The 22,053-nt window shown below is 58.9% G+C and carries 18 protein-coding genes; 13 read left to right on the top strand and 5 right to left on the bottom strand.

All coding sequences use genetic code 11. The features are described from left to right. The first annotated feature begins 7 nt into the window (after positions 1–7). The 3 genes from FY156_21740 (at position 8) to FY156_21730 (ending at position 3,667) form a co-directional block, all read left to right on the top strand. Positions 8–1,804 carry a type I secretion system permease/ATPase gene (locus FY156_21740; protein UXS05194.1) on the top strand — a complete coding sequence of 599 codons (1,797 nt, stop codon included), beginning with the start codon at positions 8–10 and terminating at the stop codon, positions 1,802–1,804. Further along, complete coding sequence (locus FY156_21735) at positions 1,791–3,101, top strand: HlyD family type I secretion periplasmic adaptor subunit (GenBank protein UXS04126.1); 1,311 nt, start codon at positions 1,791–1,793, stop codon at positions 3,099–3,101. Before FY156_21740 ends, FY156_21735 begins: the two co-directional genes overlap by 14 nt. Before the next feature lie 74 nt (positions 3,102–3,175). Continuing rightward, complete coding sequence (locus tag FY156_21730; protein UXS04125.1) at positions 3,176–3,667, top strand: Rrf2 family transcriptional regulator; 492 nt, start codon at positions 3,176–3,178, stop codon at positions 3,665–3,667. A 36-nt stretch (positions 3,668–3,703) separates the two neighbouring features. On the opposite strand, the gene FY156_21725 is transcribed toward FY156_21730, so the two are convergent. Genes FY156_21725 through FY156_21715 form a run of 3 tightly spaced genes read right to left on the bottom strand, consistent with a single transcriptional unit; the run spans position 3,704 to position 7,262 of the window. Then, positions 3,704–5,692 carry an iron ABC transporter permease gene (locus FY156_21725; GenBank protein ID UXS04124.1) on the bottom strand — a complete coding sequence of 663 codons (1,989 nt, stop codon included), beginning with the start codon at positions 5,690–5,692 and terminating at the stop codon, positions 3,704–3,706. Then, positions 5,689–6,519, bottom strand: a complete 831-nt coding sequence (locus FY156_21720) for an ABC transporter ATP-binding protein (GenBank protein UXS04123.1) — start codon at positions 6,517–6,519, stop codon at positions 5,689–5,691. The genes FY156_21725 and FY156_21720 overlap by 4 nt, the downstream gene beginning before the upstream one ends. Then, a complete protein-coding gene (locus tag FY156_21715; protein UXS04122.1) occupies positions 6,516–7,262 on the bottom strand; it encodes an AraC family transcriptional regulator in 747 nt (248 codons plus the stop codon). The genes FY156_21720 and FY156_21715 overlap by 4 nt, the downstream gene beginning before the upstream one ends. Before the next feature lie 288 nt (positions 7,263–7,550). On the opposite strand from FY156_21715, the gene FY156_21710 reads away from it, so the two are divergent. The 8 genes from FY156_21710 to FY156_21675 all read left to right on the top strand — a co-directional run bounded on the left by FY156_21710 (position 7,551) and on the right by FY156_21675 (position 16,749). Then, positions 7,551–9,740, top strand: coding sequence for a TonB-dependent siderophore receptor (locus FY156_21710; GenBank protein ID UXS05193.1), 2,190 nt, complete (start codon positions 7,551–7,553; stop codon positions 9,738–9,740). A gap of 35 nt (positions 9,741–9,775) precedes the next feature. Then, the gene (locus FY156_21705; protein ID UXS05192.1) at positions 9,776–10,609 is read left to right on the top strand and encodes an ABC transporter substrate-binding protein; all 834 of its coding nucleotides are present in this window, start codon (positions 9,776–9,778) and stop codon (positions 10,607–10,609) included. Positions 10,610–10,625: 16 nt separating this feature from the next. Next, positions 10,626–11,348, top strand: coding sequence for a siderophore-iron reductase FhuF (gene fhuF, locus FY156_21700; GenBank protein UXS04121.1), 723 nt, complete (start codon positions 10,626–10,628; stop codon positions 11,346–11,348). Positions 11,349–11,594: 246 nt separating this feature from the next. Beyond that, a complete protein-coding gene (locus tag FY156_21695; protein UXS04120.1) occupies positions 11,595–13,121 on the top strand; it encodes an ABC transporter substrate-binding protein in 1,527 nt (508 codons plus the stop codon). 77 nt (positions 13,122–13,198) lie between these two features. Continuing rightward, on the top strand, positions 13,199–14,140 hold the full coding sequence (locus FY156_21690; GenBank protein ID UXS04119.1) for an ABC transporter permease: 942 nt from the start codon (positions 13,199–13,201) through the stop codon (positions 14,138–14,140). Continuing rightward, positions 14,140–15,009, top strand: coding sequence for an ABC transporter permease (locus tag FY156_21685; GenBank protein ID UXS04118.1), 870 nt, complete (start codon positions 14,140–14,142; stop codon positions 15,007–15,009). The genes FY156_21690 and FY156_21685 overlap by 1 nt, the downstream gene beginning before the upstream one ends. Beyond that, positions 15,010–16,218 carry an amidohydrolase/deacetylase family metallohydrolase gene (locus FY156_21680; GenBank protein UXS04117.1) on the top strand — a complete coding sequence of 403 codons (1,209 nt, stop codon included), beginning with the start codon at positions 15,010–15,012 and terminating at the stop codon, positions 16,216–16,218. Positions 16,219–16,239: 21 nt separating this feature from the next. Next, on the top strand, positions 16,240–16,749 hold the full coding sequence (locus FY156_21675) for a RidA family protein (GenBank protein ID UXS04116.1): 510 nt from the start codon (positions 16,240–16,242) through the stop codon (positions 16,747–16,749). 9 nt (positions 16,750–16,758) lie between these two features. Here FY156_21675 and FY156_21670 read toward each other — a convergent pair whose 3' ends face one another. Then, positions 16,759–17,562 carry an IclR family transcriptional regulator gene (locus tag FY156_21670; GenBank protein ID UXS05191.1) on the bottom strand — a complete coding sequence of 268 codons (804 nt, stop codon included), beginning with the start codon at positions 17,560–17,562 and terminating at the stop codon, positions 16,759–16,761. Between the two features lie 144 nt (positions 17,563–17,706). Between FY156_21670 and FY156_21665 the strand changes: the two genes are divergently transcribed. Next, positions 17,707–18,903: an aminotransferase class V-fold PLP-dependent enzyme gene (locus tag FY156_21665; protein ID UXS04115.1), complete on the top strand. Its 1,197-nt coding sequence runs from the start codon at positions 17,707–17,709 to the stop codon at positions 18,901–18,903. A gap of 34 nt (positions 18,904–18,937) precedes the next feature. Continuing rightward, complete coding sequence (locus FY156_21660; GenBank protein ID UXS04114.1) at positions 18,938–20,773, top strand: ABC transporter ATP-binding protein; 1,836 nt, start codon at positions 18,938–18,940, stop codon at positions 20,771–20,773. A gap of 32 nt (positions 20,774–20,805) precedes the next feature. On the opposite strand, the gene FY156_21655 is transcribed toward FY156_21660, so the two are convergent. Next, entirely contained in the window at positions 20,806–22,053 is a 1,248-nt protein-coding gene (locus FY156_21655; protein ID UXS04113.1) for a glucarate dehydratase, read from the bottom strand.

Raw genomic sequence — 22,053 nt, 5'->3', positions numbered from 1 at the left:
GCAGCCTATGGCTGCGGCGGTGGTCTCCACCCTTAGACCAGCGGTCGTTTGCATAGCCCTGATGAGTGGTGTGGTCAACATTCTGGCCCTGACCTCTCCTCTCTTCATGCTTCAGGTCTACGATCGCGTCCTGTCCAGCCGAAGCGTTTCGACGCTTGTCGGTCTCGCCGTTCTCGCGGCGGGCCTTTATGCATTTCAGGCCCTGCTTGACATCATTCGCGCGCGAATTCTGCTGCGGATCGGCGACAGTGTCGACCACGCGCTTTCTGCCCGCGTGCACGACGCCATCATACGCCTTCCCCTCTTGTCGCGGATGCAGGGCGACGGTTTGCAGCCGCTTCGCGATCTCGACAATGTCCGTGGGTTTCTCTCAAGTCCCGGGCCAACTGCACTTTTCGATCTGCCCTGGATGCCCCTCTATCTCGGCATCTGCTTCCTTTTCCATTTCTGGATCGGCATGACTGCCCTGGTGGGCGCAATCATTCTGGTCTCGTTGACGATCATCACAAATTCGCTGTCCCGCAAGCCCGCGCAGGACGCCATACGCCACGGCATGAACCGCAATGCGCTGATGGAAGCTAGCCGTCGCAATGCCGAGGTTGTTCAAGCCATGGGCCTGTCGAAGCGTCTTTCCGCCCGCTGGCAGCGCGCCAATGCCGATTACCTCAACGCCAATCGCATCAGTGGCGATGTCGCCGGTAACCTTGGCGGCGTGGCGAAGGCCCTGCGCATCGTGTTGCAATCCGCCATTCTGGGCGTCGGCGCCTGGCTCGTGATCGAGCAGGAGGCATCCGGTGGCGTCATGATCGCCAGTTCGATCATGATGGGACGCGCCCTTGCGCCTGTCGATCTCGCCATTGCAAGCTGGAAACCGCTCATCATGGCGCGGCAGAGCTGGACACGGCTTCAGGAGCTTCTGGTCAGGGTTCCGGAAAAAGCCGATGTATTGCCGCTGCCGAAGCCCGAAAAGGAGTTGCGGGTCGAAAACGTTGCCATTGTGCCACCGGGTGAAAAGCAGGCGACCGTCGCAGGTGTCGGCTTCACGGTGGCGGCGGGCAATGCTGTCGGCATTATCGGCGCATCCGGATCGGGCAAATCGACGCTGGCACGTGCGCTTGTCGGGGCATGGACACCGGCGCAGGGCAAGATCCGCTTTGATGGCGCCAGCCTGCAACAATGGGACGTGGAAGAACTCGGCCGTCATATCGGGTATCTTTCCCAAGGTGTGGAACTTTTCGATGGCACGATTTCCGAAAACGTCGCCCGCTTCGAAGAGAACCTCGATGCCGAAAAAATCGTTGCCGCAGCGAAAATGGCTGGTGCGCACGAACTGATCCTGCGCTTTGAAAACGGCTATGAAACGCGCATCGGCGAGGGTGGCTCTGCGCTTTCGGCTGGCCAGAGGCAGCGGATCGGCCTTGCCCGCGCACTCTATGACGACCCCTTTATTGTCGTGATGGACGAGCCGAACGCCAATCTCGACGCCGAGGGCGAAATGGCCGTTGTGCGCGCCATCGAATCGGTAAAGGCGAGAAACGGCATTGCCATCGTTATCGCACACCGTCCAAGCGCCATCGGTGTCGTCGATCTCGTGGGCGTGATGGAAGGCGGGCGGATGAAGGCCTTCGGTCCGCGAGACGAAATCCTGTCAAAGGTACTTCGCAATCCGCAGCCGGCCGTGCCGGTGCCTGTCACGGCAACGATGGCGCCTGTCACGTCCCGTTCCGTCAATCCGCTCCGCGTCGTGGCAAACCCGGTGCCGGCAAACCAGCTGCAAGAGGACGTCGCAGATGCCGAACGCTGAAGCACTCACCACCCATCGTTCGATCCGGCGCCATCTGATGGCCGGTGTCATTGTCAGCGTTGCGCTGGTTGCCGGCGCAGGCGGCTGGGCGGCGGCAACCGATCTTGCTGGGGCGGTTGTCGCCAGCGGGCATTTCGTCGTCGATAGCTACGTCAAGAAGATCCAGCATCCGACAGGCGGCGTTGTCGGTGAAATCTTGGTGCGCGAAGGAGAGAAGGTCGAAGCGGGACAGGTCCTTCTGCGTCTCGATGAAACGCAGACCAAGGCCAATCTTGCCATTGTCACCAAACGCCTGAACGAACTGTCGGCCCGTATGGCCAGGCTTGAAGCAGAGCGGGATGATCTCGCCGCCATCGTCTTTCCCGAGGACCTGCTGAGCGCTGGCAACGATCTCGACGCGCAAGCGGCCGTTCGCAGCGAAAAACGCCTGTTTGAAGCGCGCCGTGATGCCAGAGAAGGCAAGAAGGCGCAGCTTCTCGAGCGTATTTCGCAATATGAGCACGAAGGCGAAGGACTGAAGGCACAACAGATCGCCTATGAGCGCGGTCTTGAGGTTCTGGAACAGGAAATCGTCTCCCTCAGATCACTACGGGAGCAGGGTGCCGTCTCCGTTCAGCGCCTTAACGGGCTTGAAACCCAGGCTGCCACCTTTGGCGGCGAGCGCGGTGAAAAGATCGCCTATCAGGCGCAGGTCGCCGGGCGCATTTCCGAAACCAGACTGCAGATCATTTCGATCGATCAGGATCTGAAAACGGAAGTCGGTCGCGAGCTGCGGGAGATACAGGGGCAGCTTGGCGAATATGTCGAGCGCAAGGTCGCGGCCGAGGACCAACTGAAACGCATCAACATCGTCGCGCCGCAGGCCGGCATGATCCATCAACTCAGCACCCATACCGTGGGTGGCGTCATTTCTCCTGCCGATGTTGTCATGTCCATCGTGCCAGATGCCGACAAGCTGGCACTTGAGGCACAGATTTCGCCGCAGGACATCGACCAGATTGTCGTCGGCCAGAAAGCCATGCTGCGCTTGTCCGCCTTCAATCTGCGCACCACGCCGGAGTTGACCGGGGAGGTGAGCCGGGTGGGCGCCGATCTGACGCAGGATCAGCGCACAGGTATGTCCTATTACCTCGTGCGGCTATCGGTGCCGGCATCTGAACTCACAAAATTGCAGGATCTGAGTCTGGTGCCGGGTATGCCCGCCGAAGCCTTTATCGCGACGGGCGAGAGAACCGCATTGTCCTATCTGGTCAAACCGCTGTCCGATCAGATCAACCGTGCTTTCCGGGAAGAGTGATCGTGCAGGCCGAATTCGGCGGTGGCACGTCGAGGCGGGGGTGATGGCGGCGAACGCATAAGGGAGGAAGAAAGATGCGACTGAAACGCGAATCCGAAGTGGCGATTGCCATTCTGGCGGCCTGCGCCAATGCCAAAGGCGGGCAGATCCGCACGGTAGAGGCGGCGCGTGCAGCCGGCACGACAGCAAGCTTTGCTGCACAGGTCGTGCCATCTCTGGTTCAGGCCGGGCTCATTGAAGCCCGGCGGGGGCGACGCGGCGGTCTCGCCCTCACCCAACCGGCCGGCGATATCCTGCTCGGCGATGTCATCGCCAGAATGCAGCCCGAACTGATCGCTTCGGCACGGACAGAAGAAAATCTCACTGGTCGCGATCCGACGGCTGAACTCTGCAAAATCGTGATGGGCGCCGACGATGTCATCCGCGCCTATCTCGACCGCTTCTCGATCGCCGACCTCGCCAATAAAAACCGCCCCGGCCCTCTCCATCAGGACCGCCGCAAAAAGGGAAGCGACCACAAGACGTATTCAGCCAAGACCAGTCTGCCTGATGGGATCTGTCGTTGAGATATCGATGTATGGCCGTGAGCCTGGCAACAGGGGTCAGGTCGAAACAGCTCTCAGCGCTCTCGGGCGCAGCAGGATCAGGAAAATCGGTGCACCGATTACTGCTGTGACGATGCCTGCGGGGAGTTCTAGGGGGGCGATGATGCTGCGTCCTATCAGGTCGGCAAACACCATCAACACGCCACCGACCACCATGGCAACGGGCAGGCAACGGGCATGGCGTGGCCCGGCAAGAAGGCGTGCGGCGTGCGGAGAGAGCAGGCCGACAAAGCTGACCGCACCGATGGAGGAGACGGCAACACCAACCGCGCAAGCCGCATAAAAGATCGCCCAGCGTCTCGCTTTATCCGTTGGCAGGCCCAGTGATCGTGCCGTGTCATCGCCGAGCGCCAGCGTGTCCAGATGACGGCTGCAGACGATGCCCACGGTGATCAAAAAAGCGAGCCATGGCATAAGTGAGAGCGCATCGGCGTAGCCGCGACCGTGGGTGGAACCCGCCAGCCACGACAAGGCTTCTGCGGTTTGCAGCCGCGCTTCGACAACGATGATGGTTCCTGCCGCGCCGCAACTTGCTGCTATGGCAACCCCGGCCAGGATCAGCCGGTCGGGTGAATTCTTTGGCCCGAACAATCGCAGAAGAAAGATGGCCGCAAAGGCACCGCCAAGTGTGACGCACTGAAACAGAAACGTGCCGGGTACAAAGCCGGAAAGAAGCCCGACAAGGCTGAACAAGGCCGCTGCCTGTGCGAGGCCAAGCGTTTCGGGGCCGCAAAGCGGATTGCGGGTCACTGCCTGTAAAACTGTGCCTGCTGTCGCCAGCAACGCGCCGCAGGCTAAGGCGACCAGCAGGCGCGGAGCCCGAATATCGAGATTTGCGGCGATATCCGCGATCGACAGGGACACGCTGTCGCCGATCATCAGCGCACCGCCCGAGCCAATCAATGCGATCGCCGCCAGAAGACCGATCAACAGTGGCAGGGAAGGACGATGCAATGCCGATGGTGTTCCGATGCGACGCTCCGAACCAATCCTTGTGGTCCGCAAGAGGAAGAGCATGACGGGTGCGCCAAAGCAGGCAACAACGACACCGGTCGGAATGATGGAGCCGTTACCGGCAAAAAACTGCACGACGACGTCGGCGAACAGCAGGGTGTTTGCGCCCAAGATCAAGGCAAGCGGCAGATGATGGCGATGGCGGGTGATGCCGAGTGCACGAAGGATGTTGGGGATAGCAAGGCCGATAAAGCCAATCGGGCCGGCAAGGGTCACGGCTGCACCAGACAACAGCACGCCGGCGAAGATGCCGGACAGTGTCAGCGCTCGCGTCAGACCAAGGCTCGCGGAAACCTGATCGCCCAATCCAAGCAGATCAAGCGGCCGGGCGATGGTCATTAATACCAGGCAGGACAGGAGGATCACTGGAGCTGCGACCACAATCTTTGACCACCCCGTCTGGTCGAGAATGCCTGATGACCAGAGGATGAGACCGGACGCCCGGTCATCGGCCAGAAGCACGATGGCGGAAGACAGTGCGGCAAAGCAGAGAGAAATGGCAACGCCTGCGAGGGCGAGCCGGCCGGGTGGGGCACGAAAACCACCGGCGAGCGCGATACAGGCCAGCGCACCTGTCAGGCCGCCGCCAGTCGTTGCGATGATCGACGGCACGGCGACTGGCAGCAGCAGTGTCGATATGACCAGCATCAACTGGGCGCCACTGGTGACGGAAAGAATGTCCGGCGCGGCAAGGGGATTTCGAAGCACGCTTTGCAGAACAGAGCCCGCTGCCGCCAACGCGGCACCGGTCAGGATCGCTGCGACCACTCTCGGAGCACGGCTGGTTTCCAGAATGGCCTGGACCAGCGTGTCGGGGCGTGTTGGAAAGGCGATGATGTCATTCCAGCCGATCAGCCTGCTTCCGAGACGCATGTCGAGTGCCGCCAGAAGCAACAACAGCACGACGCTCGCCAGCCAGAGGAGTGGCAATGCGAGAGAGGAAGAGCCGCGTGGCGCCCGCGGCTTTGTCATTCGGCCGGCCTGTATGACGCACCGGCTGCATCGATCCAGTCGATCAGGCAGTAGGTGCGTTCTGCGTCTTTGGGATGCGGGACAAGATTGACCTTGCAGCCGAAGGCCTGCTCCAGGAGATCGGTCTGCAATACCTGCGAGACAGGCCCTATCGCCAGAACCTCTCCCTTTTTCATCAGCACCACGTCATCAGCAATGTCCATGACCTGATTGAGATCATGGAGCACGGCGATGATCGTCAGGCCTTCCGTATGATTGAGTTCGCGCAGCAATGTCAGCAGTTCAGCCTGATGGCGAATATCGAGGAAGCTGGTCGGTTCATCGAGGAAAAGCACGCGTGGTTGCTGCGCCAGGGCCATAGCCACCCAGGCACGTTGGCGTTCGCCGCCAGACAGGGTCGCAAGCTGGCGTTTGCGCAATTGCTGCAAGTCGACACGCTTGATGGCACTATCGATGATGTCGCGGTCATCCGCCGAGAGCCGGCCTAGCCACGGGCGGTGGGGGTAACGGCCCTGCTCGACGAGTTCCTCGACGGTCAGGCCAACCGGGATTTCTGGGGCCTGTCCCATCACGGCCACTTGCCGGGCGACATCGCGGCGTCTCAGTTCCGAAAGCGGGCGGCCGAGGAGGGTGATCCTGCCGGCCGTCGGTTCTTCCAGTCCGGCGAGACATTTGAGGAGCGTGCTTTTTCCCGACCCGTTCGCACCGCAAATGACGGTAACGCGGCCGGGTTGCGCCAGCATGTCGACATCGCGCACGGCATAGGCCCGATCATACGCGACACTCAAGCCATGTGCCTCCAGGGCGGGAACAGCGGAGGTCGTCAAACGGCAACCTCGCGCATGGCTTTTCGCAGCGAAGACAGGCTGCGATAACCGACATCAGCCGCTGCTTCATCAAGGCGTACACCCTCGGCCTGCTTGCGCATGACATGGGCCATGCGCAATCGGCGTCGCCATTCTGCAAAACTCATGCCGGTTTCAACACGAAATTTTCTGGTCATGGTTCGGCGGCTCATGCCCAGATTGTCGGCCCAATGGTCGATGTCGAGGTCGATTGCCGGTGTTTCCGAGAGGTCACGGCACAGTCGCTGCAGCCGCTTGTCGCTTGGCATTGGCAGCGCAAAAGGGCCCTCCTGCGCGTTGGCAATCTCTTCGAGGATCAGAGCGGCCAGATGTCCGCCGCGACCATTTTCATCGTAAAGCGTTGGTTGTTCGAGAAACGCGCCGACCGTTGCAGACAGAAGAACGGATGTGGAGATGACGCGCGTCGGTTCCCAGCGCAAAGTCAGGCCGGGCTCCGGTTCGATGTAAAGGGACTGCATGGAGACACGTCCATGCGATCGCACCGCATGAGGAATATCCGGCGTGATGAGCAGGCCATAGCCGCTCGGGATGATGAACGAAGTGTCGGGCGTACGGGCGGTCATGAAGCCGTCGACAATTTGCAGCAATTGGCCCCGGCGATGACTGTGCCAGCCGAAATCGACGCTCTTTTCGTAAACACGCGCCATGGCAGCCACGGGGCGCGGCACGTTTTGAAGGTCGACGGCCTTTTGCGGCTGTTTCATTTCGTCTCCAAGTGCGACGGGATACCATGACGACAACGTTCGGCACTGCGCGCGAGCAATAGACGCAGGCTTTGAATTTTTCAAAAGGAAAAGATGGCCTGATTGGCGCGGAATAAGCGATAGGGATCAAATGGGTCAATTTGTGGCCCGATTGCGATACATTTTGACCTGACAATGGTGATAAAAAAAGTCTACTTAAGCGGCCGAAAGCGGCGGGATCAAGTGAGGCGGCGGGTAACGCCGATGTCTTTGCCCGTCTCGGCAGCACTCACATCACAGGTTCGTACAATGCAACACACCGGCCTTGCAACTCGTAAGCCATCTGCTCGTCTCGCTCGGCTTCTGCTTCTGTCCTCGGGTGTTGCACTGGGCGTGATGTCCGTTCAGGCGGGTACAGCTTTTGCGCAGGATGCTAACGGTTCCACGCAGCTTGATCCTATCGTCGTGCAGGGAAAAGCCACGACCAAGGGTGCCCGCATTGAACAACGTGGTTACGTGGCAAAGGACTCTGCCTCGGCAACAAAGACATCGACGCCGGTCGCGGAAACACCACAATCCATCTCCGTCATCACGCGCGGCGCCATGACCGATCGCGCCGTGCAGACCGTGGCTGACAGCCTGCTCTATAGCTCGAACGTCAATGGCCAACGGTATGGCAACGACCCGCGCTCCGATTATTTTACGGTTCGCGGATTTGCTGCAGATCTCTATCTCGATGGGTTGAGGGTTCCGCAGATTGCCAACCAGACGGGCGGTTACGCGGGCTTTCGTGTCGAGCCTTATTTCCTGAACCGCGTCGAGGTTCTACGTGGTCCGAGTTCGGCGCTGTTCGGGCAGGCGAACGTTGGCGGCGTTGTCAACATGATCAGCAAAGACCCGCAGGATACGTCGGGTGGAGAGCTCTACACACGCTTCGGCAGCTTCAATCAGAAAGAGATCGGTTTCGATGCGACCGGCCCGATCGGGTCCGAATCCGGTCTGAGCTACCGTCTGCAAGGTGTGCTGCGTGACAGCGATGCCATGAACGACTTCGGCAAGAATGATCGTGTCGCCATCAGCCCCACGATCAAGTGGTCGCCGGACGAGGATACCAGCCTGACGGTCTACGGCGCCTACATGAAGGATGATGCAGGCCAGGTGCCGTCGCTCATTCCGGCCGCCGGAAGCGTCTATTCGAACAGTCTGGGTTTGACCATCCCACGCAGTTTCTCTGATGGCGATCCGTCACTTGCGATCTACAACAAGGAAACGGCCTATGTCGGATATCGTCTCGAGCACGCGTTCAGCGACGATCTGGTTCTTAGACAGAACTTCCGGTACTCGTATCTCGACGTGAACTACCAGAACCTGTTCGGAAATGGACTGTCTGCCAACCAGCGCACGCTTTCCCGTCTGGTCTATAATGCCCAGCCGACGCTGAACGCTGCAGCACTCGATACCAATCTCGAATACAAGTTTGATACGGGACCTGTCAGCCATACGTTACTTGGCGGTGTTGATCTGCAGTGGCAGAACCTTGTCAACGACACGGGCTCGCGGACCGGCCCGACGCTCGACCTCTTCAATCCGGTTTACAACATCGGTGTGATCCCGGCGACGTTGACGACGCATCTTGATCAGACGCAGCGGCAGGCGGGCATCTATCTCCAGGACCAGATCGAGATCGGTGGTTTCCGTCTGACTGCCGGTGGGCGTCAGGATTTCGTCGATACGGATTCCGACAGCACGGTCATCGCCAGCGGAGCGACCACGCAGTATAGGCGCAACAACAGTTCCTTCACCGGCAGGGTTGGTGCTGCTTACGTGTTTGACAATGGCATCACGCCTTATGCGCTTTATTCGACCTCTTTTGCTCCGGTCCTCACTCTGGCTGCGACGCCACTGAAACCAACGACCGGCGAGTTGAAGGAAGTTGGCGTCAAATATGCGCCGCCCAGTGAAGACTTCAGCCTGACGCTGTCCGGGTTTGAAGCGACACAGCAAAACGTCGTGAACCGCGTTGCCGGCATCTACTACCAGACCGATGAAGTGCGGGTGCGCGGCATCGAAGTCGAAGCCAACGCCACGCTTTGGGATCGTGTCAATCTGACCGCTGCCGCAAGCTGGCAGGACCCAGAGGTCACACGAAGCGAAACCGCATCACAGGTCGGCAAAATGCCGTACACGGTTCCAAAGCAGCAGCAGTCGCTGTTTGTCAGCTATGACGTACCGATGCCGGATGCATGGGATGGAAAGCTGACACTCGGTGTCGGTGCACGCCATGTCGGCAAGACTGCTGGCGATACGGCAAACTCGTTCTTCGTTCCGGGTTATACACTGGTGGATGCCTTCGCCCGTTATGAACACGATCGTTACGCGTTCCAGCTCAACGGCTATAACCTTGGCGACAAGAACTATGTTGCCGGTTGCAACACCACCACGCAGTGCTACTACGGTCAGGGATTGACTGTGGTCGGCACGGTGAGTGTGAAATGGTAGCAGCCACGATCGGGAGAAGATCGTTACTGACAGGCTTGGCGGCTCTGGCCGCCATGCCGCGATTGGCTTCGGCAGCCGCACCGCCGCGCGTCGTTACGCTGGAATGGACGTCGACAGAAATTGCACTTTCGCTTGGTATTTCACCGGTCGGCTGCGCAGAGCCGTCCGGTTACCGAACCTGGGTGAATGTCGATACTGACAAGCTCGGCGCCGTTGCCGATCTCGGACGCCGGCAGCAGCCAAGCCTTGAGGCCATTCGCACGCTGCAGCCCGACCTTATCCTGTCTTCCCGTTTTCGCCACGCATCGCTGGCATCGGCGCTTGGTGATATCGCGCCGACACATCTCCTCGACGATCAGGATGATGGAGATATGCTCGCGGCCGTCTACCGCAGCGTCACTCAGGCGGGTGCGGCATTGGGCAGGGCGGAGGAAGCCGCTGCCTTGCTGGCACGGTTTGATGAGAACATTGACGGCCTGAGAAACCGCTACGCTGCCAAGATTGCGGGACAAACACTGATCTTGGCTCAACCGCTTCCCGGCGTTCCCCGTTTGCGCATCTTTGCGCCAAATTCCGCCGCCGTCATGTTGATGCAGAGGATCGGATTTGTTCCCGGTTTTGATATCGTCCCTCAGCCTTTCGGCTTTACCACAATCGATCTTGAGGGATTAGCATCACTCGACGGGCAGACTACGCTGGTCGTTCTCGCTGAGGCGATACCGGAGGATCTGCGTTCAGCCCCATTGTGGCCGGTCCTCCCCATTGTCGTGCAAGACAATGTCCGGGTCACTGGCAGGCAGGTCTGGCCGTTCGGTTCGACCGCTTCCTTGCAGAGGCTGGTCGGTGAGATTGCCAGCCAGCTCGGCTGAAGGTACTAGAAAGCCCATGCGGCGGACGGACATTCTAAACCTTCTCTTCGAGCAAGCTGAACTAACCGGCGCTCGCTCGTTTTTCCAGCGGAAGCGGCGCGGAGACCTGTCCCTTGGGGAGTGTCTGGAACCGCATCGGCTCGACGCGATACTTTCCAACTACGGTCGTCGCTTCGGCACGAATGCTTCCCGGATCGCTGTCGCCGGTGAATGGTCGAAGCGGTATTTTTTCTTCGTTGCCAGGCCAATGATTGCTGCCACGATCATGGCCGACTGGTGCGTGTCGCTCGCGCCTGAAAGGGTTGGTCTCGATGTGACCGACAATGGTGACATTATCGGCTTACGCCTGTCGTCATTTGGCAGGCTCCATCGTGCGACTTCGTCGGAAGAGCGCTTTGATTTTATCGTCAGGGACAATCTAGCACCGGTTGTTGAGGCGATTGTCGAGGTTTCTGGCCTGTCTCGCAACGTACTCTGGAGCAATGCGGGCAACCTGTTTGAAGGAACGGTACGTGGGTGCAAGGCCCAACTGCCGTCGCCGACACCTGGCTTGACGCATGCGTTCGACTTTCTTGACCTGCCGACCCTTGCTGATGGGGCCCGCAATCCTCTTTTCCGGCCGATCGTCTATCCCGTCAAAAATGGTGAGCCGAAACGCCTGCGGCGTGTGTGCTGCATTCGATACCTGCTGGAAACGCTCGATTACTGTGCGACGTGCCCATGCCCAAGAGGCCAATAGTTCGGCCGTTAGTCCCTTGAAATACAGGCTTTTCGGGTCTCGCCTGTCAACGGGTTTTCGTTGAATCCCTCACCTACTCTGGAAAAGACGGGCTGTTTTCGCACGGCCGCAGCCAAGATTTCCGCTGCCCGTACGGTCCACTACAGACGAACTCACTTTCCAGGTTGACAGCGTCAACTCGTCCGATATTCTATTATAAAGACTTATATAACATAATAATGGAACAAAAAATAACGGGAGCATGAGATGAAGACTCTTTTAGCACTTCTTGTCGGTACTGCCCTGGTTGGCTTGCCGACCGCACTGATGGCTCAGGAAAAGGGTGGGGTGATCAACGTCGCGACCATCGGCGAACCTCCGACCCTCGATCCGATGTCTTCCACCGCCGATCTGGTTGGCATCGTTACCCAGCATATTTTCGAAACGCTTTATACGTTTGACGGCAAATGGAACGTCACGCCGCTTCTGGCGGAAAGCCTGCCCGAGGTGAGTGCCGACGGTAAGACCTATACGATCAAACTGCGCACAGGCATCAAATTCCACGACAACAGCGACATGACCTCGGAAGACGTTGTTGCCTCGCTCACCCGTTGGACAAAGATCGCGTCACGCGGCAAGCAGGTGGCCGGTTTCATCGAAACGATCACGGCCACCGATCCGGCAACCGTCAAGATCGTGCTGAAACAACCTTACGCACCGCTGACGTCGCTTTTTGCCTTCAACAACTCGGCCGCGATCATCATCCCGTCTGACAAGCAGGATGAGCCGATGAAGGAATTCATCGGCACTGGTCCTTACATGCTGAAGGAACGCAAGGCCGACCAGTACATCCAGCTAACGCGCTTCGATGGCTACAAGCCGCGCGATGGCGAAAGTGACGGTTATGGCGGCGCCCGCCATCAGTATCTCGACGAAATCCGTTTCGTTCCGGTGCCTGATGCCAATACCCGTGTTGAAGCTGCCGTTTCCGGTCAATACGACTACGTCGATTCCATTCCGGTTGAATCCTTCGACAAGCTCAAGGGATCGAGCGCATCGCAGCCGGTCATTCTGAAGCCTTTCGGTTATCCGGTCTTCGTGTTCAACACCAAGGAAGGCGTCGCCCACAATGTCGAGATCCGCAAGGCGATCCGCCAGTCGCTCAGCATGGAAGACATGCTGGCTGCTGCCTTCGGCAGCACGGATTTCTACGCGCTGGACGGTGATATCTATCCGAAGCCCTATGCTTGGAACACCGATGCCGGTGTTGAAGGCAACTACAATGTGGCTGATCCTGAAGGTGCTGCCGAAAGCGCCAAGAAGGCTGGCTACGCCGGCGAGCCGATCCGCATCCTGACAAGCCGTCAATATGAGTTCCATTACAAGATGGCACAGGTGGCGGCCGAATATCTGAAGATCGCGGGCTTTGCCGTCGATCTGCAGGTTGTCGACTGGGCAACGCTGACGCAGCGCCGTGCCGATCCCAAGCTTTGGGACATCTATATCACCCACAGCCCGTTCCTGCCTGAGCCAGCACTGATCGGTTCGCTGTCGCCGAGTTCGCCTGGCTGGTGGGATACCCCGGCCCGCAAGGCGACGGTTGATGCCTTCACCTCGGAAGTCGATCCGCAGAAGCGCATTGCGCTCTGGGCCGATGTCCAGAAGGCCATGTATGACGAACTACCCTACATGAAGATCGGCGATTTCAATGCCGTGGCCGCAAAATCCGGCAAGCTCGAAGGCGTTGATCCGGCTCCATGGCCGTACTTCTGGAACGCATCCATCAAGAAGTAACGCCTCGCCATGCGATACCGGTGCGATGGCGCCGGTATCCTTCTTGCATTGTGCCTCCGGGCATAGGGACAGACCCCATGATACGCTACATTCTCCAGCGCCTTGCTGGCATGATCGTCGTGATGTTCCTTGTTGTCACGATCGTCTTCGTCATCGTGCGCGTGACGCCGGGTGATCCGGCAGCGGTGATGCTCGGACCCGATGCGACGTCACAGGATATTGCCGATCTGCGCGCCAGCCTTGGCCTCGACAGGTCTCTTGGCGTTCAATATCTCTATTATATCGGCCAATTGTTGAAGGGCGATCTCGGTCAATCGATCTTCCTGAACATGCCGGTTACATCGGCACTGCTTGATCGGGCAGAGCCCACCTTCTTCCTCACGGTGTTCTCGCTTGTCATCGCCGGCGTGATCGCTCTGCCGATCGGAATTTATGCCGCCTATCGTCGCGGCTCTTTTGTTGACCAGGCCGCGACCACACTTGCGATGTTGGCAGCCAGCATTCCCAGTTTCTGGCTGGGCCTCATTCTGATGCAGGTTTTCGCTGTCCGTTTCGGTCTGTTCCCGGTCTCGGGTTATGGCGGTCCGGGCTCCAGTTTCCTTGACCGCATGTATCATCTGACTTTGCCTGCCTTCGCGCTTGGTATCGTCTCTTCCGCGTTGATCCTGCGCTTTACGCGCGCCTCGATGCTCGACGTGCTGGGTGACGATTACATCCGCACTGCACGTGCCAAAGGTCTGATCGAGCGCAAGGTCATCCTCAAACATGCCCTGAAGAACGCTTTGATCCCGATCCTGACGGTCCTCGGTCTGACAGCCGCCGTGCTGATCTCTGGCGCTGTCGTTACCGAGACCGTGTTTGGTCTGCCGGGCGTCGGCAATCTTGTCGTCTCGGCGGTGCTGCGTCGTGACTACCCTGTCATCCAGGGCGCGCTGCTGGTGATCGCCGCGCTCTACGTCCTGATCAATTTTGCGATCGACATGCTCTATCTGTTGGTCGATCCGAGGGTGCGCTACTGATGAGCGATATTGCGATCAAGCCGGCCGAAAGCGAGGGCCGCAAGTTCATCCGCCGCTTCCTCAAGCGCAAGACCGTTGCTTTCGGCGTTGTCGTTCTGACGATCTTCGTGCTGCTGGCGATTTTCGCGCCATGGATAGCGCCCTATTCCCCGTCCAAACTTTCGATCGTGAACCGGCTGAAGCCGCCGAGTGAAATCTATTTCTTTGGTACGGATGAGTTCGGCCGCGATGTGCTGTCCCGCACGATCTTTGCCGGCCGGCTCTCGCTCCTGGTCGGTGCCGCCGTCGTGGCGCTCTCGGCGGTCATTGGGGTGACGCTCGGCTTGCTGGCAGGGTTCTTCAAGAAGCTCGATACGCCGATCGCGCGTCTCATCGATGCCATGATGGCGTTTCCGGATATTCTTCTGGCGATTGCCCTTGTTGCAGCACTTGGGCCGTCATTGACGACTGTCATCATCGCGCTCTCGATTGTCTATGCGCCGCGGCTTGCCCGTATCGTCCGTGCTTCGACGCTCGTCATTCGTGAACTGCCCTATGTCGAAGCAGCACAGGCTCTGGGTATTTCCACCTTCCACATCATGACGCGCCATGTGCTGCGCAATCTGCTGTCACCGATCATGGTGCAGGCAACCTTCCTTTTTGCCAGTGCGATGCTGGCAGAAGCCGGGCTCTCCTTCCTTGGGCTCGGTGTAAGCCCCGAAATTCCCACTTGGGGCACCATGATTGCCGCAGGCCGCCAATATATCGGCCAGGCAGACTGGATGACGCTGTTCCCCGGCGTCGCCATCATTCTCTCCGTGCTTTCGCTTCAGATGGTCGGTGACGGCCTGCGCGATATGCTCGATCCAAAACTTCGAAAGGACCTGTAAATGACCGGTGAAAAAACGGCCAAGCCGCTTCTCCTCACCAATGTGAAGCCGATGGCTTTCGGCGCCGACACTCCCTCTGGTGTCGTCGATATCCTCGTCGATGGTGAAGGCAAGATCGCCGGGATCGGTCCTCAGCTTGCCGTGACCGACGACATCACCCGTGTTGACGGCAAGGGCGCCTGGATTTCTCCGGGCTGGGTCGATCTGCACGTTCATATCTGGCATGGCGGCACCGATATTTCGATCCGTCCCTCAGAATGCGGTGCCGAGCGCGGCGTGACCACGCTGGTTGATGCGGGATCGGCGGGAGAAGCGAATTTCCACGGCTTTCGTGAGTATATCATCGAACCATCCAGAGAGCGCATCAAGGCGTTCCTCAATCTCGGTTCGATTGGTCTCGTGGCCTGCAATCGCGTTGCTGAACTGCGCGACATAAGAGATATCGATCTTGATCGAATTCTCGAATGCTACGCCGAAAACAGCGAGCATATCGTTGGGTTGAAGGTTCGCGCGAGCCATGTGATCACCGGCTCCTGGGGTGTCACCCCGGTCAAGCTCGGCAAAAAGATCTCCAAGATCCTGAAGATCCCGATGATGGTTCATGTCGGCGAGCCGCCGGCACTCTATGATGAAGTGCTCGAAATCCTTGGACCCGGTGACGTCGTCACCCATTGCTTCAACGGCAAGGCGGGCTCCAGCATCATGGAAGATGAGGACTTGTTCAATCTGGCCGAACGCTGCGCCAGTGAGGGTATTCGCCTCGATATTGGTCACGGCGGCGCATCGTTCTCGTTCAAGGTTGCGGAAGCTGCGATCAATCGTGGCCTGCTGCCGTTCTCGATTTCGACCGACCTGCACGGCCATTCGATGAACTTTCCGGTCTGGGATCTGGCAACGACAATGTCGAAGCTATTGTCCGTCGGCATGCCCTTCGACAAGGTCGTGGAAGCGGTCACCCATGCCCCGGCATCGGTGATCAAGCTTTCGATGGAAAATCGTCTTGCTGTCGGTCAGCGGGCCGATTTCACGGTCTTTGATCTTATCGATTCCGACATTGAGGCGACGGATTCCAACGGTGATGTCTCCGTGCTGAGCAAGCTGTTCGAACCGCGTTATTCGGTCATCGGCAGCGAAGCGATCACGGCCAGCCGTTACATTCCGCGTGCCCGCAGGCTGGTTCGTCACAGCCACGGTTATTCCTATCGTTGATACGCGAAACAAAAATCGCAAATGGGAGCTTACGTGAGCACCTCTCCAGTAAAAACCAAAATTGCCGCCTCGCCTTACGAGCGCTTGGCCGCACTCGGCATCACCCTGCCGCCACCGCCGCCGCCGATTGCCAACTTCGTCACGCATGTGATTGAAGGCAACATGCTCTACCTCTCCGGCCAGGGGCCGCGCGAGACTGACGGCTTCCTGCATGTCGGCAAAGTTGGCGCCGAAGTCGGTGTCGAGGATGCCTACAAACATGCCCGACTGACCGGCATCAACCTGCTTGCGGTAATGCATGACGCGCTGGGCGATCTCTCCCGCGTCAAGCGCGTCGTCAAACTGCTCGGCATGGTCAATGCCGTCCCGGAATTCCTCGACCATCCCAACGTCATCAATGGTTGCTCCGATCTCTTCAACGACGTGTTCGGTGAAGAGGTTGGTCAGCATGCCCGCTCGGCTGTGGGCTTCGGGTCTTTGCCGGGAAATATCACCGTCGAGATCGAAGCAATCGTCGCGCTGCGCGATTAGAGGAGAATGTCAGTGGTTGCGCCAGCCCATGATCTTTTCGATACGTTCCGCCGACGCGCGCACATGCGCCGTGTAGTGGTTTTCGTCCGAAAAGGCCTTCTGTTCGGGAAGGACGATGGAGATGGTGGCAACGCACTGGCCGTCGCGATCACAGATCGGCGAAGCAATGCATGCAACGGCATAGTCGGACTCTCCTGCCTGGATCGAAAGACGCGACTGGAAGGCCGCGCCTGCGGACTGAGACAGGACTTCCGGGTCCATCTCCGCCCGTCCCGTCGGCGAGGTCTTGGCGCAGCGCCTGAACAGCTCGACGCGCTCCTGTTCCGGCAGGTGTCCGGCCAGCAGGCGGCCGGAAGCAGTCCAGTTCAGCGGAACTCGCGTTCCGACCCGCGATGCGACCTGAAAATGGCTCGGGCCGTCCGCCATCGCCAGCACCAGCATGTAGTCGCCGTCGCGGCCACAAAGCTGGACCGTTTCGTCGGCTTCACGGCAAAGATCGTGCATTTCATGCGTGGCAACACTCATGAAATCGAGCGACCGCGCATAAGCAAGACCGTAATGGTAAAGCCTTGGTCCGAGCCACACGGAGCCATCCGCGTTGCGCGACAGCATCGTCTTTTCGACGAGATCTTCGACGATCACATAAACGGTCGAAAGCGGGGCCTTGACGGCCTTGGCTATGGCGTAAACGCCAGCCGGTGCGCCGGTTTCGTAAAGGTAATCAATGACCTGCAAAGCACGATCAATCCCACTCACACGGGAGCGGCGCGCGGTCTGTTCGCCTGCCGTCTCGTCACCGGAAGCACTGGTCATGGGGTGAACCGTCGATGATGTCTTGCCGTCCAATTCCACGCTCCTCGTATGCAGATGCGAGCTTATTACATAACTATGGCATACGCTTCAGTGAGGGAAATCACAAGACCCCTTGGTCTGAGGCATTCGAAATTGGAGACCACAATGTCTGATGATATCCGCACCTCAATTGGACTTCGCCCGGTGATCAATGTGTCCGGCACCATGACAAGCCTCGGCGCGTCGATCGTGGTTCCGGAAGCAATTGCCGCCATGTCGTCGATCCTGCCGCAGTTCGTTGAAATCAACGATCTGCAGCGCAAGGCGAGCGCCGTTATCGCCCTGCTTACGGGCGGCGAGGCAGGATTTGTCACGGCTTCCTGCTCTGCGGGTATTTCGCTCGCCGTTGCGGGCGCCATTACCGGCAACAACCTGCTGGCCATCGAGCAACTGCCGGATCGCGCTCCCGAGAAAAACGAAGTTCTCGTGCAGATGGGGCATGTCGTAAGCTATGGTGCGCCAGTCGATCAGGCGATCCGCCTTGCCGGCGGCAAACCGGTGCTGGTCGGACAGGCTACCTCGACCCACCGTTTCCACATGGAGCATGCGATCACCGAAAAGACGGCCGCAGCCGTTTATGTCGTTTCGCATCATGTTGTCGATTACGGTTTGCTGAACCTCAAGGAATTCGTGGAAATCGCCCATGCCAAGGGTGTTCCCGTGATCGTCGATGCAGCTTCGGAATATGATCTCAAAATATTCCTCGAGCAGGGTGCGGATATTGCCCTTTATTCCGGTCACAAGTTTCTGGGCGGCCCGACGTCGGGCATCGTTGCCGGACGCAAGGAGCTGGTGCGCCATGCCTTCCTTCAGAACATGGGCATTGGCCGCGGCATGAAGGTCGGCAAGGAAAGCATCTTTGGTGTCATGGCGGCACTGGAGGCCTGGGAAAAGCGGGATCATGCTGGCATTCGCGAAAGGGAAACCAGTTACCTCAACCTGTGGAAACAGACACTCGACGGTCGACCAGGTGTCACCGCGCTGATCGAACCCGATCCCACCAACAATCCTCTTGACCGTATGCGCGTCATCATCAAGGCGGAGGAAGCCCATATCACCGCCTGGGATCTTTCCGATGCGCTGGCGCGTGGCACCCCGCCGATCATCGTTCGCGACCATGAGGTCGAGCACCACTACTTCTATCTCGACCCATGCAATCTGCATCCTGGTCAGGAAACGATCGTTGCAAGGCGTCTGACGGAAGAACTCGAAAAGGCGCGTGCCTCGAACGAAATCATCGCGACGCCGATCGAAAACCGCAGCAAGCACCGCTTCGACGGCGCGCTTCGCTGGCCGGATTGATCATCAGAGCGAAACACAGAGAGAGGAAGCAAGCATGGCAGGTATCCAGGCACAAACCAGCGCAGCGGCAGACCCCGTTCTTTCCGTTCGCAACCTGACGACTTCGTTCTTGGTGGATGGCGCGTGGAAGCCTGTCGTCCGTGATGTTTCCTTTGATGTCGCCCCCGGCGAAACGGTCGCGATTGTCGGCGAAAGCGGTTCGGGCAAGAGCGTGACCTCTCTCTCGATCATGCGTCTCCTCCAGGCGGATTCGAGCCGTATCGAAGGCAAGATCCTGCTCGGTGGTCGGGATCTGCTTGCTCTTCCCGAGGAGAAGATGCGCAACGTTCGCGGCAATGATGTCGCGATGATTTTTCAGGAGCCGATGACATCGCTCAATCCGCTCTTCACGATCGGCGACCAGATTTCCGAGGCGCTGCTTTGCCACAAACCGATGTCGAAGGCCGAGGCGCGGGCCGAAACCATCCGGTTGCTGGAAAAGGTGCGCATCCCTTCTGCCGCGTCGCGTTTTGACGAATACCCACACCGCTTCTCCGGCGGCATGCGTCAACGTGTGATGATCGCAATGGCGCTTGCGTCACGTCCGAAGCTGCTGATTGCCGACGAACCGACGACGGCTCTCGATGTGACGATCCAGGGTCAGATCCTCGATCTCATCAAGACGTTACAGGAAGAAGAGGGAACGTCGGTGCTGTTCATCACCCATGATATGGGTGTGGTCGCGGAGATCGCGGATCGTACCGTCGTCATGTATCGCGGCGAACAGGTGGAGACACGCGCCACGGCCGACATCTTTCACCGTGGGCAGCATCCGTACACGCGTGCCCTGCTGTCTGCTGTCCCGGTTCTCGGATCGATGAAGGGTTACGAACGCCCACTGCGGTTTCCAGTGGTCAACACCGCAACCGGTGAATCGAAGCTGCCGGTGGAGACGGCCGATACCGTCGCCTCCAGCTTGCGCCCGGTACTGGAGGTCAAGAACCTCACCAAACGTTTCGATATCCACTCAGGTCTTTTCGGCAAGCTGACCGGCCGAGTCCATGCCGTCGAGAATGTCTCGTTCGACCTCCATGCTGGTGAAACGCTATCATTGGTTGGCGAGTCGGGCTGCGGCAAATCAACGACGGGCCGGGCCATCATGCGTCTCATCGATGCGCAGAGCGGTTCGGTCGTTGCCGATGGCAAGGATGTGCTGGCGCTGGACAAATCGGGTCTGCGCGAAATGCGCAAATCGATCCAGATGATTTTTCAGGACCCCTTCGCCAGCCTCAATCCCCGCATCCGCGTTGGTGATGCCATTGCCGAGCCCTATCTCGAGCATAAGATGGGCAACGCCAAACAGGCGAAAGACCGTGTTGCGGATCTCCTGGAGAAAGTCGGTCTTACGCCTGATATGGCGTCGCGTTTCCCGCATGAATTTTCCGGTGGCCAACGCCAGCGCATCTGCATCGCGCGGGCTTTGGCGCTTGAGCCGAAAGCGATCGTTGCGGATGAGAGCGTGTCGGCGCTCGACGTGTCGATCAAGGCGCAGGTCATCAACCTGATGCTCGATTTGCAGCAGAACCTGAACCTTGCCTTCCTCTTCATTTCGCACGACATGGCTGTCGTTGAACGCGTCAGTCACCGGGTTGCCGTGATGTATCTTGGAGAGATCGTCGAGATCGGTCCGCGGGCTGCGGTGTTTGAAAACCCGCAGCATGCCTACACCAAAAAACTGATGGCTGCGGTTCCGGTGCCGGACCCTGATCGTCGGAGCGAAAAGCGGTCCGCCGCAAACGACGAAATCAAAAGCCCGGTTCGCTCCGTCGATTATGTTGTCAAGCCGCTGGACTATCGCGAGGTGTCTCCGGGACATCTTGTGGCGGTCTGAGAAGGGTCAGGTCCCGCGTCTTTGACGTTCAGTCACCAGCGCGGCACCTTGCGCTCGTAGGTTGGGTCAAATTTCTTCATGTAGGCCGTGTCGTCACGCTCTTTCATCGCCGTCTGCTCATACAGAGCGGCGAGTTTGGCGAGCTTGCTCCGGTCGAGGGCGACACCAAGACCAGGCTCGGTCGGCACCTGCAGACGGCCTTTCCGGAACGTGAATGGTGTTCCTTCGATCACGTCGACGCCGGTCCAGGGATAATGTGTATCGCAGTCATAACTGAGGTTTGGTGTGGCAGCGGCCACATGCGTCATGGCGGCAAGCGTGATACCGAGATGCGAGTTCGAATGCATCGAAACTCCGAGCCCCAATGTTTCGCAGATCTTGCCGAGATGGGTCGAGGCGCGCAATCCACCCCAGTAATGATGATCTGACAGGACGATCTGCACGGCGTTTTTGCGGAAGGCCTCGGCGATCTGATCGAACTCCAGAACGATCATGTTGGTGGCAAGCGGAAGCGAAGTGGCCGCCGCCACCTTTGCCATCTGGTCCATGCCGATGACAGGGTCTTCAAGGTATTCCAGAACGCTCTCGAGTTCGCGGGCGATGTGAATGGCGGTTTCAACCGTCCAGCCGCCATTTGGGTCAATTCGCAACGGGTGATCCGGAAAAGCCTTTCGCAATTTCCGCATCGTCTCGATTTCGAGATCGGGATGCAGCACGCCACCCTTCAGCTTCAGCGATTGGAAGCCGTATGTTTCGACCATCTTCTGCGCTTCACCGACCATCTGGTCAGGGGTCAGGACCTCTCCCCATTCATCAGGTTCTTCGCCGATGTGGGCCGCGTATTTGAAGAACAGGTAGGCGCTGAAGGGAACGCTTGTCCGAACCATACCGCCCAAAAGATCGGAGACAGGCCGCCCGAGCAACTTGCCCTGAATATCGAGGCAGGGCACTTCGAAGGCGGATGCGACGACGTCTGTCAGCTTGTGATCGGCCACGGCCGATTTCGCATTGATGCCACCGCCTCCGGGCAGAGCGGCAATCACCCGCGATTTCAGTTCGTGGAGGTGAAACGGGTCGAGGCCGACCAGGGCAGGCGCCGCACGTTGCAGGCCGTCCAGTGCCTTGATGCTTCCGTAGCTCTCCCCAAGACCCACGGTGCCATCGTCACAGACGACCTCGATAATAGTCCTCAGGGCGTGAGGTTGGTGGACGCCTTTGCAGTTCAGCAGAGGCTTGTCAGGGATGGCAACCGGTGTGAGATGGATTTCAGCGATCCGCAT

The sequence above is a fragment of the Agrobacterium tumefaciens genome (genome assembly GCA_025559845.1).
Taxonomy (GTDB): Bacteria; Pseudomonadota; Alphaproteobacteria; order Rhizobiales; family Rhizobiaceae; genus Agrobacterium.
The sequence above is the reverse complement of the archived record's forward strand: the minus strand, read 5'-3'. Positions and strand labels throughout refer to the sequence as shown.

What these genes read in the sequence shown, in the direction of transcription:
- FY156_21735 (UXS04126.1), top strand. Translation starts at nt 1,791, where the DNA reads ATGCCGAACGCTGAAGCACTCACCACCCATCGTTCGATCCGGCGCCAT.
- FY156_21680 (UXS04117.1), top strand. Translation starts at nt 15,010, where the DNA reads ATGACCGGTGAAAAAACGGCCAAGCCGCTTCTCCTCACCAATGTGAAG.
- FY156_21690 (UXS04119.1), top strand. Translation starts at nt 13,199, where the DNA reads ATGATACGCTACATTCTCCAGCGCCTTGCTGGCATGATCGTCGTGATG.
- FY156_21685 (UXS04118.1), top strand. Translation starts at nt 14,140, where the DNA reads ATGAGCGATATTGCGATCAAGCCGGCCGAAAGCGAGGGCCGCAAGTTC.
- FY156_21740 (UXS05194.1), top strand. Translation starts at nt 8, where the DNA reads ATGGCTGCGGCGGTGGTCTCCACCCTTAGACCAGCGGTCGTTTGCATA.
- FY156_21725 (UXS04124.1), bottom strand. Translation starts at nt 5,692, where the DNA reads ATGACAAAGCCGCGGGCGCCACGCGGCTCTTCCTCTCTCGCATTGCCA.
- FY156_21665 (UXS04115.1), top strand. Translation starts at nt 17,707, where the DNA reads ATGTCTGATGATATCCGCACCTCAATTGGACTTCGCCCGGTGATCAAT.
- FY156_21675 (UXS04116.1), top strand. Translation starts at nt 16,240, where the DNA reads ATGGGAGCTTACGTGAGCACCTCTCCAGTAAAAACCAAAATTGCCGCC.
- FY156_21695 (UXS04120.1), top strand. Translation starts at nt 11,595, where the DNA reads ATGAAGACTCTTTTAGCACTTCTTGTCGGTACTGCCCTGGTTGGCTTG.
- FY156_21710 (UXS05193.1), top strand. Translation starts at nt 7,551, where the DNA reads ATGCAACACACCGGCCTTGCAACTCGTAAGCCATCTGCTCGTCTCGCT.
- FY156_21655 (UXS04113.1), bottom strand. Translation starts at nt 22,053, where the DNA reads ATGCGGATCGCTGAAATCCATCTCACACCGGTTGCCATCCCTGACAAG.
- FY156_21670 (UXS05191.1), bottom strand. Translation starts at nt 17,562, where the DNA reads ATGACCAGTGCTTCCGGTGACGAGACGGCAGGCGAACAGACCGCGCGC.
- FY156_21715 (UXS04122.1), bottom strand. Translation starts at nt 7,262, where the DNA reads ATGAAACAGCCGCAAAAGGCCGTCGACCTTCAAAACGTGCCGCGCCCC.
- fhuF (UXS04121.1), top strand. Translation starts at nt 10,626, where the DNA reads ATGCGGCGGACGGACATTCTAAACCTTCTCTTCGAGCAAGCTGAACTA.
- FY156_21660 (UXS04114.1), top strand. Translation starts at nt 18,938, where the DNA reads ATGGCAGGTATCCAGGCACAAACCAGCGCAGCGGCAGACCCCGTTCTT.
- FY156_21730 (UXS04125.1), top strand. Translation starts at nt 3,176, where the DNA reads ATGCGACTGAAACGCGAATCCGAAGTGGCGATTGCCATTCTGGCGGCC.